The 14,367-nt window shown below is 70.5% G+C and carries 12 protein-coding genes; 4 read left to right on the plus strand and 8 right to left on the minus strand.

What is annotated here, in order from left to right; all coding sequences use genetic code 11:
* Positions 1-85: 85 nt before the first annotated feature.
* The 3 genes from rocF to BXA03_RS11500 all read right to left on the minus strand — a co-directional run bounded on the left by rocF (position 86) and on the right by BXA03_RS11500 (position 3,109).
* Positions 86-1,033 carry an arginase gene (gene rocF / locus BXA03_RS11490; RefSeq protein WP_076507485.1) on the minus strand — a complete coding sequence of 316 codons (948 nt, stop codon included), beginning with the start codon at positions 1,031-1,033 and terminating at the stop codon, positions 86-88.
* A 69-nt stretch (positions 1,034-1,102) separates the two neighbouring features.
* Positions 1,103-2,368 carry a branched-chain amino acid ABC transporter substrate-binding protein gene (locus BXA03_RS11495; RefSeq protein ID WP_076507488.1) on the minus strand — a complete coding sequence of 422 codons (1,266 nt, stop codon included), beginning with the start codon at positions 2,366-2,368 and terminating at the stop codon, positions 1,103-1,105.
* A gap of 30 nt (positions 2,369-2,398) precedes the next feature.
* Entirely contained in the window at positions 2,399-3,109 is a 711-nt protein-coding gene (locus tag BXA03_RS11500) for a TetR/AcrR family transcriptional regulator (protein WP_076507491.1), read from the minus strand.
* A gap of 99 nt (positions 3,110-3,208) precedes the next feature.
* Between BXA03_RS11500 and BXA03_RS11505 the strand changes: the two genes are divergently transcribed.
* The 4 genes from BXA03_RS11505 to BXA03_RS11520 all read left to right on the plus strand — a co-directional run bounded on the left by BXA03_RS11505 (position 3,209) and on the right by BXA03_RS11520 (position 9,989).
* Complete coding sequence (locus BXA03_RS11505) at positions 3,209-4,855, plus strand: AMP-binding protein (RefSeq protein WP_076507494.1); 1,647 nt, start codon at positions 3,209-3,211, stop codon at positions 4,853-4,855.
* Between the two features lie 13 nt (positions 4,856-4,868).
* Complete coding sequence (locus tag BXA03_RS11510) at positions 4,869-8,165, plus strand: carboxyl transferase domain-containing protein (RefSeq protein WP_076507496.1); 3,297 nt, start codon at positions 4,869-4,871, stop codon at positions 8,163-8,165.
* A gap of 64 nt (positions 8,166-8,229) precedes the next feature.
* Positions 8,230-9,468, plus strand: a complete 1,239-nt coding sequence (locus tag BXA03_RS11515; RefSeq protein ID WP_076507499.1) for an SGNH/GDSL hydrolase family protein — start codon at positions 8,230-8,232, stop codon at positions 9,466-9,468.
* A gap of 134 nt (positions 9,469-9,602) precedes the next feature.
* Entirely contained in the window at positions 9,603-9,989 is a 387-nt protein-coding gene (locus BXA03_RS11520) for a YXWGXW repeat-containing protein (RefSeq protein WP_076507502.1), read from the plus strand.
* A 30-nt stretch (positions 9,990-10,019) separates the two neighbouring features.
* Here the strand turns inward: BXA03_RS11520 and BXA03_RS11525 are convergent, their stop codons facing one another.
* Genes BXA03_RS11525 through BXA03_RS11545 form a run of 5 tightly spaced genes read right to left on the minus strand, consistent with a single transcriptional unit; the run spans position 10,020 to position 14,351 of the window.
* Complete coding sequence (locus tag BXA03_RS11525; RefSeq protein ID WP_076507504.1) at positions 10,020-10,748, minus strand: LrgB family protein; 729 nt, start codon at positions 10,746-10,748, stop codon at positions 10,020-10,022.
* Positions 10,748-11,104 carry a CidA/LrgA family protein gene (locus BXA03_RS11530; RefSeq protein ID WP_076507507.1) on the minus strand — a complete coding sequence of 119 codons (357 nt, stop codon included), beginning with the start codon at positions 11,102-11,104 and terminating at the stop codon, positions 10,748-10,750. The genes BXA03_RS11525 and BXA03_RS11530 overlap by 1 nt, the downstream gene beginning before the upstream one ends.
* A gap of 13 nt (positions 11,105-11,117) precedes the next feature.
* Positions 11,118-12,620, minus strand: a complete 1,503-nt coding sequence (locus BXA03_RS11535; RefSeq protein WP_076507510.1) for an FAD-linked oxidase C-terminal domain-containing protein — start codon at positions 12,618-12,620, stop codon at positions 11,118-11,120.
* A 23-nt stretch (positions 12,621-12,643) separates the two neighbouring features.
* Entirely contained in the window at positions 12,644-13,489 is an 846-nt protein-coding gene (gene purU / locus BXA03_RS11540) for a formyltetrahydrofolate deformylase (RefSeq protein WP_076507512.1), read from the minus strand.
* Positions 13,490-13,544: 55 nt separating this feature from the next.
* Positions 13,545-14,351 (minus strand): IclR family transcriptional regulator, encoded by an 807-nt coding sequence (locus BXA03_RS11545; RefSeq protein ID WP_076507723.1) that lies wholly within the window; start codon positions 14,349-14,351, stop codon positions 13,545-13,547.
* Positions 14,352-14,367: the final 16 nt, after the last annotated feature.

The raw sequence follows: 14,367 nt of genomic DNA on the forward strand, positions 1-14,367 counted from the left end.
CACTATCGGCAATCCGGGGCCTTGACGGTCGCCCCGCACGCCGACGATCGATGTAGGAGCAATCCCCTTTGTCAGCAAAGGTGACTCAGCCACGGGCCAGGGTGGACTTGCCGAGCAGACTCTCGATGAGTTCCACCGCGATCTCGGCGCTGCGGTTGCGCACGTCCAGGGCGGGGTTGAGCTCCACCACATCGAGCGAAGCCAAGCGCCCGGTGTCCGCGATCATCTCCATGCACAGCTGCATCTCGCGGTAGCTGACGCCGCCGCGCACGCCGGTGCCCACGCCCGGCGCCACATCCGGGTCGAGGCAGTCGATGTCGAAGCTCACGTGCAGATGCGTGTCCTCGTCCACCCCATGCAGGGCCTCGGTCATGGCGGTGCGCATGCCATGCTCGTCGATGTGGCGCATGTCGAACACGGTCAGGCCCAGGCGGTGGATGGCGTCGCGTTCCGGCGCGTCGACACTGCGGATGCCCACGAAGCGCAGCGCATCGGCCTGAAGCGCGTCCGGTGTGCCGCTCCAGCCGGTGAGGGCAGCCGGCCCGTGGCCCAGAAGACAGGCGACGGGCATGCCGTGCAGATTGCCGCTGGGCGAACCGGCCTCGGTGTTGACGTCGGTGTGTGCATCGAGCCAGAGCACGCGCAGCGTCTTGCCGCGGCGCCGCGCATGCCAGGCGACGGCGCTGATGGAGCCGACCGCCAGGCAATGGTCGCCGCCCATCAGCAGCGGAAGATGACCCATGCCAAGGGCGGCATCGACGGCGTCATAGACGCTTCGGTTCCACGCCACCGCTTCCTCGAGGTGGCGCAGCCCGCCCTCGGGCGCGCGCCAGGGCGTGGCGGGACCGGCCAGGTTGCCGCGGTCGACCACATTCAGGCCCATGCGCGCCACGCAGTCGGCCAGGCCCGCCACCCGCAGGGCGTCAGGGCCCATGCCACAGCCGCGCACACTGGCACCCACATCGGTGGGCGCCCCGATCAGCGCCACGGTGGCGGCGGCAGGACGGGCGCTGGGGTCGAAGCTGGCTTGCATCGGTCCAGTCTAGGCACGGTCGATGAAGGGCGCGTGCCAGCCGATGCCGACACCGCACGCAGCGCGGATTCAGCCGCCTGGGCGAACCATCTTGCAGTCGGTGCCCTGCGCCAGTTCGTTGCCGGTGTAGACCGCCTCGGTGCGGAAGCCGTAGTTGGTGCCTTCCCAGCCGGTCTTGACCGTCTTGCCATCGACCGGGGCGATGGTGTTGACGACCTGCGGCAGCAGCAGCTGATGGTCTTCGCCGCGCATGCGCACCGGGCCGACCACCGAATCGAAGCTCAGGTCCTCCATCGCGCGCGCGACGGCGACCGTCTCGGTGCTGCCGGCCTTGTCGATGGCGGCGGCCAGCAGGCGTGGCGTCATGTCGATGCGCGGCGCCAGGAAGTCCTTGCCCATCTTCGCCTTGTAGGCCTTGGCCAGCGCATCCACGCGCGGGCTGTCGGCCTGGCCCGGGTGCCATTCGGCCACCCACGTGAGCTGGCCCAGCTTGGCCTGCGACACGGCCAGCACCGTGCCCGGCACCGAGCCGGCGCTGTGATTGAAGTAGCGCAGGTTGTAGCCGGCGTCGCCCGCGGCCTTGAGCAGCAGCGTCATGTCCTGGCCCCAGTTGCCGGAGATGACCGAGTCGGCGCCCGAGGCCTTGATGTTGGCCACGTAGGGCGCGAAGTCCTTCACCCGGCCGATGGGATGCAGCGCCTCGCCCACGAACTGCACGTCGGGCCGGGCCAGTCCGACCAGCTGCTTGCCGTAGCTCGCCCATTGCTTGCCGTGGGCATAGTCCTGGTTGAGCAGGTAGACCTTCTTCACGTCGGGCGTCTTCTTGATGAAGTTGGCCAGGGCCTTCATCTTCATCGCGGTGTTGGCCTCGGTCTGAAAGTGCCAGAAGCTGCAGGACTTGCCGGTGAGCTCCGGGTCGATGGAGGAGTGGTTGAGGACCAGGATCTCCTTGCCCGGATTGCGCTGGTTCCACCGATTGACGGCCTGCACCAGCGCCGTCACCACGGAGGAGCCCGAGCCGCCGGTGACGATGGCGCGCGCGCCCTGGTCGATGGCGGCCTGCAGGGCGCTCTGGCTTTCCTGCGCGGACAGCTTGCTGTCGAACTGCAGCAGCTGCAGCTTGGCCTGGCCCTTGAGCACACCGCCCTTGGCATTGATGTCGTCCACGGCGTACTGCACATGGGCCAGCATGAGCTCTCCCACGTTGGCGAAGGGCCCGGAGAGCGGGTCGATGTAGGCCAGCTTGTAGACCTTGTCGGTCTGGGCCGAGGCGCCGCCGGCGGCGGCAAGAAGCAGGGCGGTGGCCAGTGGCGCGAGCCGGGCGCGGAATGTCATGGCGTGTCTCCGTTGTCGTTGGAATGAAGGTCAGGCGGAAGGAATGCGCAGGCCCACCACACGGGCAGCGAGCTGGGTGAGTTCGTCCACCATCTGCTCGGGTCCGAGCCGGCCGCCGGGCTGGTACCAGCTGTACAGAAAGCCGGGCAGGCTGCAGGCGGCCAGGGCGGTGATGCGCGTCTCGTTGAAGTCCAGGTCGCCATCGCGCCGGCCCTGCTCCAGCAGTGGCGTGAGCTTGTCGTAGAAGTGGTGGGCCAGCTTCTTCATCGCGGCGTTGTATTCGGGCCGGTAGACCTGCGGCTCGCGATAGGGAAAGAAGGCCGCCGGGTAATGCATGACCGTGGCGCGGATCAGCCGGCGCAGGCCCTCCACCACCTTCTGCGCAGCCGGGCGCGGGTCGTCGTCGGCGAAGTCCAGCGCGGTGAAGCAGTCCACCGTGGGCCGCCAGGACAGCACCTCGAAGATCTCCTGCTTGTCGCGGAAGTAGTAGTAGATGAAGGGCTTGGTCACCTGCAGCGCCTCGGCCACCTGCGCCAGCGTGGTGTTGGCATAGCCCTGCGCCGCAAAGAGCTGTGTGGCCGCCTGCAGGATGCGCTCGCGCTGAACGTCGGTGCCGGCGGTGGCCGAGCGCTGGCGCCCGTTGCCGTGCGTGCGCGCCGCGCCCTCCATGGGGGCGCGGCCGCCCGGCCCGCGAGGCGCTGCGGCTTTGGGTTTGTGCGGTGTCTCCGATGTTCTACCCATCGGTAGGATTGTTCGTGCACCATGCATCGCATGACAAGGGTCGACGGGGTTCGATGCGCTATCGCTAACCCTGATCGGCAGACGCCACGGAGACACACCATGAGCCTCGACACCCACCCCGGCACCGCGGGTGACGCGCTGCCAGAGCGCCCCCGGCAGCCGCTGCACGAGTACCTGCGCACCCATGCGCGCGAGCGCGGCGACCATGCCGCCTGCTTCTGGTACGGCCACCGCATGAGCTATGCCGAGCTCGACCGCGCGAGCGACGCCTTCGCCGTCCGGCTGCAGGCGCTGGGCGTGGCCAAGGGCGAGCCGGTGGTGCTCTTCCTCAACAACTGTCCGCAATACCTGGTGGCCCACTACGGCATCCAGAAGATCGGCGCCATCGTCTGCCCCAGCGGCCCGCTCAACAAGGCCCACGAGCTGGCCTACCAAGTGGGTGATCTCGAAGCGCGCGTCATCGTGGCGGCCGCGCCGCTGCTGCCCGTGGTTCAGCAGGTGCAGGCCGAGGCGGCGCACCTGGCCCATGTCTTCGTCGTGCACTATGCCGACCTGCTGCCGCCCGGGCCGGCGCTGGACCTGCCCGCCGAGCTGCGTGCCGCGATGCAGGCGCCGCGCAGCGTGCCCGCCGGCTGCGAGGACTTCCGCGAAGCCAGCGCGGGCGATGCGAAGCCTGCGCCCGTCGCGCTGTCGCTGGACGACGTGGCCCTCATGACCTACACCTCGGGCACCACGGGCCTGCCCAAAGGCGCGATGCTGAGCTACGGCAATGCCCTCTTCAAGACGCGCATCGCGGCCGACTGCAATGGTGTGCAACCCGACGACGTGCTGCTGTCGGTGGCGCCGCTGTACCACATTGCCGGCATGCTGATGGCCGTGAACGTGCCGGTGCTGGTGGGCGCCACGCAGGTGCTGCTGCACCGCTTCGACCCGCATGCGGTGCTGCAGGCCATCGACCACCACAACGTCACCTGGTGGTACAGCATCGCGCCCATGAACGTGGCCTGCATGCAGCTGGCCGATGCGCGCGACTTCGACCTGTCCAGCCTGAAGGTCAACCCGGTCACCAGCTTCGGCATCGCCTTCACCGAGCCGCTGGCGAAGCAATGGCAGGGCTTTGCGCCCAATTGCACCTCGCACGAGGCCGCCTACGGCCTGTCGGAGACCCACACCTGCGACACCTACACGCCGCGCCACGCGCCCCGCTGGGGCACGCAGGGCGTGCCCGCGCCGGGCGTGACCATCCGCATCCTCGACCCCGAGACCGGCCGCGAGCTGCCCGCCGGCGAGGTGGGCGAGATCGTGCTGGCCAGCGAAGGCACCTTCAAGGGCTACTGGAACAAGCCCGAAGCCACCGCCGCCACGCTGCGCAACGGCTGGGTGCACACGGGCGACATGGGCAAGCTCGATGTCGACGGCTACCTCTGCTTCATCGGCCGCTTCAAGGAGATGATCAAGGTCTCCGGCTACAGCGTGTTCCCCGAGGAGGTCGAGACCATCCTCATCAAGCACCCGGCCGTGGCCCAGGCCGCGGTCATCGCCCAACCGGATGCGGAGAAGGGCGAGGTGGTCAAGGCCTTCATCGTGCGCAAGCCGGGCGCCGACACCACGCCCGAGGCCATCGCCGCCTGGGCGCGCGACAACATGGCGCCCTACAAGGTGCCGCGGCAGGTGCGCTTCATCGATGCGCTGCCAGCCACCGGCGCGGGCAAGGTGCTGCGCCGCCTGCTCAAAGACCTGGATTGAGGACCGGCACGTGTTGTTCAAGAAAGTACTGATCGCCAACCGCGGCGAGATCGCCGTGCGCCTGGTGCGCGCCCTGCAGGACCTGGGCATCGCCAGCGTGGCCGTGCATGCGCAGGACGATGCGCAGGCCCTGCACGCGCAGCTGGCCGACGTGGCCGTGCCGCTGGCGGCCACGGGGCCGTCGGCGTATCTCGACATCGACGCGCTGCTGGACATCGCCCGCGCGCAGGGCTGCGATGCGGTGCATCCCGGCTATGGCTTCCTGAGCGAGCGGGCCGACTTCGCGCAGGCCTGCGCGAAGGCCGGGCTGGTCTTCATCGGGCCGACGCCGGAGCAGCTGGCGCTGTTCGGCGACAAGGCCCGCGCCCGCGCGCTGGCCCAGCAATGCGATGTGCCGGTCATGCCGGGCAGTGCCGGCGCGGTGACGTTGCAGGAAGCCCAGGCCTTCTTCGCCGGGCAGGCGAAGGACGGCGCGGGCGTGATGATCAAGGCCATCGGCGGCGGCGGCGGGCGCGGCATGCGCGCCGTGCTGCGGGCCGACGATGTGGCCGAGGCCCATGCCCGTTGCGTCTCCGAGGCCCGCGCGGCCTTCGGTGTCGAGGGCGTGTACGTGGAACGGCTGATGCCGCGCGCCCGCCACATCGAGATCCAGGTGCTGGGCGATGGCGAGGCCGTCGCCAGCCTGGGCGAGCGCGAATGCACGCTGCAGCGCCGCTTCCAGAAGCTGGTGGAGATCGCGCCCAGCCCGACCTTGTCCGAGCCCCTGCGCGCGGCCCTCACGCAGGCTGCGCTGCGCATGGCGCAGGCGGTGGGCTACCTGGGCCTGGGCACCTTCGAGTTCCTGGTGGACGAATCGTCGGCCACGCTGCCCTGGGTCTTCATCGAAGCCAATCCGCGCCTGCAGGTGGAGCACACGGTGACCGAGGCCGTCACCGGGCTCGACCTGGTGCAGCTGCAACTGGCCGTGCTGGCCGGCCAGCGGCTGCAGGCGCTGGGCGTCGCGCCGCAGCGCACGGCCGCGCAGCAGGGCTTCGCCATCCAGTGGCGCATCAATGCCGAGACGCTGGACGCGCAGGGCAACGCCCGCCCGTCAGGTGGCCGGCTTGCGCGCTTCGACATGCCTTCCGGCCCCGGTGTGCGTGTGGACACCCACGGCTATGCGGGCCTCGCGCCCTCGCCGCACTACGACACGCTGCTGGCCAAGCTGATCGTCGCCAGCCGCAGCAGCGACTTCGCCGACGTGCGGCGCCGAAGCCTGCGCGCGCTGGCCGAATGCCGCATCGAGGGCATGGCCACCAACCTGCCGCTGCTGCGGGCCATCGGCGCGCGGCCGGAGTTCGCCCGGCAGGACGTGCACACCCGCTTCGTCGAGGCGCACCTGGGCGAGCTGCTGACCGCGGCCGAGACGATGGCGGCGCGCGCCGCGTCCATGCCGTCCGCTGAAGACGCTCCCGCTGCGACGCAGGACGAGCCGGACGATGGCCTCATCCACGTCCGCGCCCCCATGCCCGCCCGCCTCGTGCAGTTCGATGTCGCCATCGGCGACGTGGTGCCCGCCGGCGCGCAGCTTGGCGTGCTGGAGTCCATGAAGATGGAGCACCTGCTGCAGGCCGCTGAGCCCGGCCGCGTGCTCGCGCTGCTGGCCACCGCAGGCGACTACCTGGCCGAAGGCCAGCCGCTGGTGCAGCTCGAACCCGTCGACGCCCAGCAGGCCGGCGAGCAGCAGGGGGCCTCTGTCGACCCCGGCCACATCCGCCCGGACCTGCAGCGCGTCATCGACCGCCATGCGCCCACGCTGGACGCTAACCGCCCGCAGGCCGTCGCCAAGCGCCATGCGCAGGGCGGCCGCACGGCGCGCGAGAACATCGCCGACCTGTGCGCACTCGATGCCGACCCCGGCAACTTCATCGAATACGGCCAGCTCGCCATTGCCGCGCAGACCCGCCGCCGCAGCCTGGAGGACCTGGTCGCCAACACGCCGGCCGACGGCATGGTGACGGGTATCGGCAGTGTGAATGCCGACCTCTTCGGCGCCGAGGCCTCGCGCTGCGTGGTGATGGCCTACGACTACACCGTGCTGGCCGGCACCCAGGGCATGCGCAACCACCACAAGAAGGACCGCATGCTGGCGCTGGCCCATCAGCTCAAGCTGCCGGTGGTGCTGTTTGCCGAAGGCGGCGGCGGCCGGCCGGGCGATGTGGATATGCCCATCGTCGCCGGCCTCAACAACCACACTTTCAGCCAGTACGCCGCGCTGTCGGGCGTGGTGCCGGTGGTAGGCATCGCTCACGGCCGCTGCTTCGCGGGCAATGCGGCGCTGCTGGGCTGCAGCGACGTGATCATCGCGACGAAGAAGAGCAACATCGGCATGAGCGGCCCCGCCATGATCGAAGGCGGCGGGTTGGGCCGCTTTGCGCCGGAGCAGATCGGGCCCAGCCCGGTGCAGTCGCGCAACGGCGTGATCGACATCCTGGTGGAGGACGAGGCCGAGGCCACGGCGGCGGCGCGGCAGTACCTGTCGTACTTCCAGGGCCGCACGGCGAAGTGGGAGGCCGCAGACGCACGCCTGCTGCGCCAGGCCGTGCCCGAGAACCGGCTGCGCGTGTACGACGTGCGCGCCGTCCTGCGCGGCCTGGTCGACACCGGCTCGGTGCTGGAACTGCGCGCCGGCTTCGGTGCCGGGATGGTGACGGCCCTGGCGCGCATCGAGGGCCGGCCGGTGGGCGTGCTGGCCAACAACCCGCGCCACCTGGGCGGCGCCATCGACGTCGAGGCGGCTGACAAGGCCGCGCGCTTCATGCAGCTGTGCAATGCCCATGGCCTGCCGCTGGTGGCGCTGTGCGACACGCCCGGCTTCATGGTCGGCCCCGACGTCGAGGCGCAGGCGCAGGTGCGGCATGTGTCCCGGATGTTCATGGTGGCCTCGCACCTGCGCGTGCCCTACTTCACCGTGGTGCTGCGCAAGGGCTACGGCCTGGGGGCGCAGGCCATGGCGGCGGGCGGCTTCGACGCGCCCGTGTTCACTGTCGCCTGGCCCACGGGCGAGTTCGGTGCCATGGGGCTGGAAGGGGCCGTGCGCCTGGGCTTCCGCAAGGAGCTGGAGGCGGTGGCCGAAGGCGCCGGGCGCGACGCGCTGTTCAAGGAGCTGGTCGACCGCCAGTACGCCGACGGTCAGGCCGTCAACATGGCGCAGACGCTGGAGATCGATGCCGTGATCGACCCGGCCGACACGCGCGCCTGGCTGGTGCGCGGCCTGGCATCGGCCGGTCGCCCGCAGGAACCGGCCAAGCCCTACGTCGACACGTGGTGAGTCCTGGCAGGCGGGATGCCCCGCCCGCGCCTAAGGTGGCGGGTTGTCCACTGCCGCTCGCACGATGTCCCTCCTTCCCTGGCGTGGTTTCTGCGCCGCGCTCGTCCTTGGCCTGATCGCACTGGGCGTGCATGCCGCACCTGGCTGGACCGCCGCCTGGGCAGCGGCGCCCCAGAATTTCGACGCACTGCCGCAATTGCCGGGCGTGCCCGCTGCTCCCAAGTGGATGGTGCAGGGCACTGTCCGGCAGCAACTCACCCCAGCCCTGAATGGCAAGCAGGTGCGGGTGCGCTTCTCCAACCGCTTCGGCCAGCGGCCGCTGCGTATCGCGGCCGCCACCGTGGCCCTGGGCACCGGGGGCGGCAACCTGTCGCCCGGCACACTGCAGCCCCTGCTGATGGACGGCCGCGCCGCTTTCGAGGTTCCGCCTGGACAGGAGCGCTGGACCGATGGCGCCGCCCTGGCGGTGCAGGCCGGCCAGTCCGTGATGGTGAGCTTTGCGTTGGCCGAGGCCGTGCCGGCCACGGTGGTGCATCGCCTGCCGGCAGGAGGTGCCTGGGCGGTGGCGGGCGACCAGACCCGGGCCGCCCGGTTGCGCGATGCGCAACGTCCGCCGTGGAACCTGTTCGTCACCGGGCTGGATGTGAAGCCGCCCAGGCCCGCGAATGTGGTGGTCGCCTTCGGCGATTCGATCACCGAAGGCTCCGGCGCCGAGAGCGGTTCCGGCGCCGCCCGCTATCCACAGCGCCTGGGCGTGCGTCTGCAGGACAACGATGGGCGCATGCCGGTGGCCGTGATCAATGCCGGCATCGGCGGCAATCGCCTGCTGGCCGATGTCGCGGGGCCGAGCGGCCTGTCGCGCTTCGATGCCGATGTGCTGCAGCAGAGCGGGGCGACCCATGTCGTGGTGCTCATCGGCATCAACGACATCGGCTTCGGCACCTTCCAGGGCAAGGTTCTGCCCGGATTCCATCCGCCGAGCGCGCAGGCGCTCACGGCAGGGTTGCAGCAGCTGGTGGACCGGGCCCGGGCGCGCGGACTGAAGGTGCTGCTGGGCACGCTGCTGCCTTTCGAGGGGTCGGGCTACTGGAGCGAGGCCAACGAGGCCAAGCGAGAGGCGGTCAATCGCTGGATCCGCGGCCGGCAGGACGTGGGCGTGATCGATTTCGATGCCGCGCTCCAGGACCCGGCGCACCCGCGTCGGCTGGCCGAACGCTACGACAGTGGCGATCACCTGCACCCCAACGCCGCGGGCACGGCCGCCATGGCGCAGGCGGCCGATGTGCCGCTGCTTCGGGAGTGACACCGGCAGTGGGCGGCCTGCGCGCCGCCTCCCGCGCGGGATACAGCTTCACACAAGCATTTGCCTTGCGCTGACGTGGCGTTGACACCCGCGGCGCACCATCAAGGCTCCAACACTTCATGAGGAAGCAACCCATGAAAAAGAGCATCACCGCCGTCGCCCTGTCCATGGGCACCGCCACCCTTCTTTCCCTGGGCGCCATCGCCATCCCGGCCTCCGCCCAGGCGCAGCCGGTCATCAATGTGCAGATCGGCCAGCCCCCGCCGCCCCCCCGCGCGGAGCGTGTCCCGCCGCCGCGTCGCGGCTATGTGTGGGCGCCCGGCCACTGGGAAGCTCGTCGCGGCCAGTACGTGTGGACGCGAGGCCAGTGGGTCAAGGCCCGCCCTGGCTATGCCTACCGTGCGCCGGAGTGGCGCGAGCGTGGCGGGCGCTGGGAGTACAACCGCGGTCGCTGGGACCGTGATGGCGATGGCGTGCCCAATCGACGCGACAGCCGCCCCGGCAACCCGTATCGGAACTGACCTCCGCAGCCCCTGGGCTGCTCCACGGACCTAGCCGATCAGCTTGAAGATCAGCGGCATGAGCAGGGCTGACAGCACCACCTGCAGGCCCAGGGCCAGCCCCGCATAGGCACCGGCGTCGGCATTGACCTGCAGGGCCCGTGCCGCGCCGATGCCGTGCGCGGCAGTGCCGAGGGCGAATCCTCGCGCTGTCCAGCCTGTGCCGGCCGCCGGCACGCGCAGCAGGTCGAACAGGTACTTGCCTGTCAGCGCGCCCACCATGCCGGTGAGCACCGCGAAGACGGCCGAAAGGGCGGGCACGCCGCCGATCTTCTCGGCGATGCCCATCGCCACCGGCGCCGTCACCGACTTGGGCGCCATCGACAGCACCACGTCCTTCGGCAGACCGAACAGCCAAGCGAGCAGCACGGCCGACGCGCCGGCCGCCGCGCCGCCAAGCAGCGCCGCCATCAGGAGGCGCGGCCCCCGTGCACGCAGCTCGGCCCGCCGCTCCCACAAGGGCCAGGCCAGTGCCACCACGGCCGGGCCCAGCAGGAAGTGGATGAACTGCGCGCCGGAGAAGTAGGTGGGATAGCGCACCCCTGTGGCGGTCAGCAGCAGGGCCAGCACCACCACCGACCACATCACAGGATTGGCCCAGGGCGCGCCCTGCATCCGGCCGTAGAACGCCTGCGCCAACAGGTAGACCACCAGCGTGGCCGTCAGCCCGAACAACGGCGTGGCCGACAGGTAGACCCAGAGTTCGACGAAGTGCGGCATCAGGCCTCCTCACTTGCCTTTGTCTGACGGCCGGCCTGCAGCACAAGCGCCGTGACCGCCAGCCCGATCCAGGTCGACAGCGCGATCACCAGCAGGATGCGCAGTCCGTAGTCCGCAAACAGCCCCAGGTGCGTCATCACGCCCACGCCCACGGGCACGAACAGCAGCGACAGGTGCGACAGCAGGAACTGCGCACACACCGCCACCGCCTCGCGGATGGCCGTCACGCGCAAGGCCGGCAGCAGCATCAGGAGGCCCAGCACCGGGCCGGGCAGCGGCAGGTGCAGTCCGCGGGAAATGAGCTCGCCCAGCGACTGGAAGACCAGCAGCCAGGCCAGGCCGCGCAAGCCCTGCATGCGTCGCCCTGCCTCAGAACCGGGGCAGCTCGGGGTGCGGCAGCCGCCCGCCGCGCACCACCTGCTTGCCGTATTCGGCGCAGCGCGCCAGCGTCGGGATCACCTTGCCGGGGTTGAGCAGACCCGCCGGATCGAAGGCGGCCTTCACCGCGAACATCTGGGCGTTCTCCTCGGCGGTGAACTGCACGCACATGCTGCTGAGCTTTTCGACGCCCACACCATGCTCGCCCGAGACGGTGCCGCCCATGGCGACGCTGGTCTCCAGGATGTCGGCGCCGAAGAGCTCGCAGCGGTGCAGCTCGTCGGGGTCGTTGGCGTCGAACAGCACCAGCGGATGCAGGTTGCCGTCGCCGGCATGGAAGACGTTGCAGCAGCGCAGCTTGTACTTCTTCTCCATCTCGGCGATGGCGAGGAGGATGTCGGCCAGGCGCTTGCGCGGGATGGTCGAGTCCAGGCACATGTAGTCGGGGCTGATGCGGCCCGAGGCGGGGAAGGCGTTCTTGCGGCCGCTCCAGAAGCGCAGCCGCTCGTCCTCGGTCTGGCTGACGGTGAGTGCGGTGGCGCCGCAGCCGCGCAGCACCTCGCTCATGCGGCCGATCTCCTCGTCCACCTCTTCCGGTGTGCCGTCGGATTCGCACAGCAGGATGGCCGCGGCCGTGAGGTCGTAGCCGGCATGCACGAAGTCCTCGACGGCGGCCGTCATGGGCTTGTCCATCATCTCCAGCCCGGCCGGGATGATGCCGGCGGCGATCACCGCCGCGACCGCGTCGCCAGCCTTCTGCACGTCGTCGAAGCTGGCCATGATGCAGCGCGCCAGCTGCGGCTTGGGCACGAGCCTGACGGTGACTTCGAGCGTCACGGCCAGCATGCCCTCGCTGCCGACGACCAGCGGCAGCAGGTCCAGGCCTGGCGCGTCCAGCGCCTCGCCACCGAACTCCACCTGCTCGCCGTCGGCCAGGAAGCCGCGCACCCGCAGCACGTTGTGCAGCGTCAGGCCGTACTTGAGGCAGTGCACGCCGCCGGAGTTCTCGGCCACGTTGCCGCCAATGGTGCAGGCGATCTGGCTGGAGGGGTCGGGCGCGTAATACAGGCCGTAGGGCGCGGCGGCCTCGCTGATGGCCAGGTTGCGCACGCCGCACTGCACGGTAGCGGTGCGGGCGACGGGGTCGACTTTCAGGATCTGGTTGAAGCGGGCCAGCGACAGCGTCACGCCCTCGCCGTGCGGCATCGCGCCGCCCGAGAGGCCCGTGCCCGCGCCGCGCGCCACCACCGGCACGCCCAGGCCATGGCAGGTTCGAAGTACCGCCTGCACCTGGGCCTCGGTCTCGGGCAGCGCCACCACCAGCGGGCGCTGGCGGTAGGCGGTCAGGCCGTCGCATTCGTAGGGCGTGGTGTCCTCGTCCTGCCACAGCAGTGCATGCGCCGGCAGCAGGGCGCCCAGGGCTCGCACCACCTGGGCCTGTCGTTCCGCGCGCTGGAAGTTCGAATGCTGGGCGGAGGTGGCGGGAGCGTTCATGGCGGGGCTCGCGATGAGAAGGGCTAGCGGAAGATCACCGTGCGGTGGCCGTTGAGCAGCACGCGGTGCTCGCTGTGCCACTTGACGGCGCGGGCCAGCACCAGGCTTTCGGTGTCGCGGCCGCGGGCCGTGAGGTCCTCGACGGTGTCGGTGTGGTCGGCGCGGGCCACGTCCTGCTCGATGATGGGGCCTTCGTCCAGGTCGGCCGTCACGTAGTGGGCGGTGGCGCCGATCAGCTTCACGCCGCGGTCGTGGGCCTGATAGTAGGGCTTGGCGCCCTTGAAGCTCGGCAGGAAGCTGTGGTGGATGTTGATGGCCCGGCCGGCCAGCCGGCCGCACATCTCGTTCGACAGGATCTGCATGTAGCGCGCCAGCACCACCAGGTCGGCGCCCTCGGCCTCGATGATCTCCAGCTGCTTGGCCTCGGCCTGGGCCTTGGTAGCGGCGGTCACCGGGATGTGGTGGAAGGGCACGTTGTAGCTGGCGGCCAGCTGGTAGAAGTCGCGGTGGTTGCTGATGATGGCGCGGATGTCCACCGGCAGCAGGCCGCTCTTCCAGCGGAACAGCAGGTCGTTGAGGCAGTGACCTTCCTTGCTGACCAGCAGCACGGTCTTCATCGGCTGCTGGGCGGCGTGCAGCTTCCAGGCCATGCCGAAGCCGTCGGCCAGCGAGGCCAGCTGGCTGCGCAGCTCGGCCTCGGGCACGCCCTCGCAGGCGAAGCGCACGCGCATGAAGAACAGGCCCGTGCCATGGTCGTTGTACTGGGCGGCCTCTTCGATGTTGCCGCCCCGCTCCATCAGGAAGCCCGAGACGGCATGCACGATGCCGCGGCGGTCCGGGCAGGAAAGGGTCAGGATGTACGCGCTCATGAGGGGGCGGATTGTCGCAGCGCGCGCGGCGGGGTGTCGGCGGGCGCTCCAGGGCTCAGAGCTCGCCCGGCGGCAGGGCGGCCAGCGCAGCCCGGCAGTTGCCGGCGATCAGTTCCTGCCGCTGGCGCGGCATGCGCTCCAGCGTGGAGGCGACGCTGATGCCCGCCACCGCCTCGCCGCGCGCGTTGCGCACCGCCATGCCCACGGCCAGCACATTGCGCGTGGCATGGTTGCCGATGACCGACCAGCCGCGCTCGCGCGTGGCCCGCACCAGGATGCGCAGCCGCTCGGGCGTCATGCCGCCGTAGCGCGGCAGCTGCGCGGCATTGGCGGCGATCACCTCGTCCACCTGCGCATCGGGCAGGGCGGCCAGCAACGCCAGCCCGGCTGCGCCCACGCCCAGCGGCTGGCGCGTGCCCACCTGGATCACCAGCACCTGCACCGGGTGCGTGCCCACCTGCCGCGCGATGCAGTGCGAGGCCGCGCCCTCGCGCACGATGGCGAAGGCCGCATCGCCGCAGGCGCGGCTCACGCGTTCGAGCACCGGCTGCAGCTGCACCGCCATGTTGGGCTGGCGGACGGCGGGCTGCAGCGCGCCCCAGCGCGGGCCCGGCACGTAGAGGAAGCGGCCGCGCTGCGCCACATGGCCGCCTTCCTTCAGCGTGGCCAGCAGCCGGTAGACCGGCGCCCGCTCCAGGCCGGTGGCGCGGCACAGGTCGACCACCCGCAGGCCCTCGGGCCGGGCCATCACCGCGTCCAGGATCTGCAGGCCGCGGCGCAGGGTGCGGCTGCCGGGGTCTTCCGTGGCCTCGGCGGGATCGTCCGGCTGCCGGACGTTTTCGTTCGTGTTTCGGGAGGTCATCTCCAAGAATCCGCCC

Source organism: Pseudacidovorax sp. RU35E (genome assembly GCF_900156165.1).
Classification (GTDB): Bacteria; Pseudomonadota; Gammaproteobacteria; order Burkholderiales; family Burkholderiaceae_C; genus Xenophilus.

Excerpts from the sequence above, each read along its gene's own strand:
- BXA03_RS11530 (WP_076507507.1), bottom strand. The coding sequence starts at position 11,104 with ATGCAGGGCTTGCGCGGCCTGGCCTGGCTGCTGGTCTTCCAGTCGCTG.
- BXA03_RS11545 (WP_076507723.1), bottom strand. The coding sequence starts at position 14,351 with ATGACCTCCCGAAACACGAACGAAAACGTCCGGCAGCCGGACGATCCC.
- rocF (WP_076507485.1), bottom strand. The coding sequence starts at position 1,033 with ATGCAAGCCAGCTTCGACCCCAGCGCCCGTCCTGCCGCCGCCACCGTG.
- BXA03_RS11535 (WP_076507510.1), bottom strand. The coding sequence starts at position 12,620 with ATGAACGCTCCCGCCACCTCCGCCCAGCATTCGAACTTCCAGCGCGCG.
- purU (WP_076507512.1), bottom strand. The coding sequence starts at position 13,489 with ATGAGCGCGTACATCCTGACCCTTTCCTGCCCGGACCGCCGCGGCATC.
- BXA03_RS11500 (WP_076507491.1), bottom strand. The coding sequence starts at position 3,109 with ATGGGTAGAACATCGGAGACACCGCACAAACCCAAAGCCGCAGCGCCT.
- BXA03_RS11515 (WP_076507499.1), top strand. The coding sequence starts at position 8,230 with ATGTCCCTCCTTCCCTGGCGTGGTTTCTGCGCCGCGCTCGTCCTTGGC.
- BXA03_RS11505 (WP_076507494.1), top strand. The coding sequence starts at position 3,209 with ATGAGCCTCGACACCCACCCCGGCACCGCGGGTGACGCGCTGCCAGAG.
- BXA03_RS11495 (WP_076507488.1), bottom strand. The coding sequence starts at position 2,368 with ATGACATTCCGCGCCCGGCTCGCGCCACTGGCCACCGCCCTGCTTCTT.
- BXA03_RS11525 (WP_076507504.1), bottom strand. The coding sequence starts at position 10,748 with ATGCCGCACTTCGTCGAACTCTGGGTCTACCTGTCGGCCACGCCGTTG.
- BXA03_RS11520 (WP_076507502.1), top strand. The coding sequence starts at position 9,603 with ATGAAAAAGAGCATCACCGCCGTCGCCCTGTCCATGGGCACCGCCACC.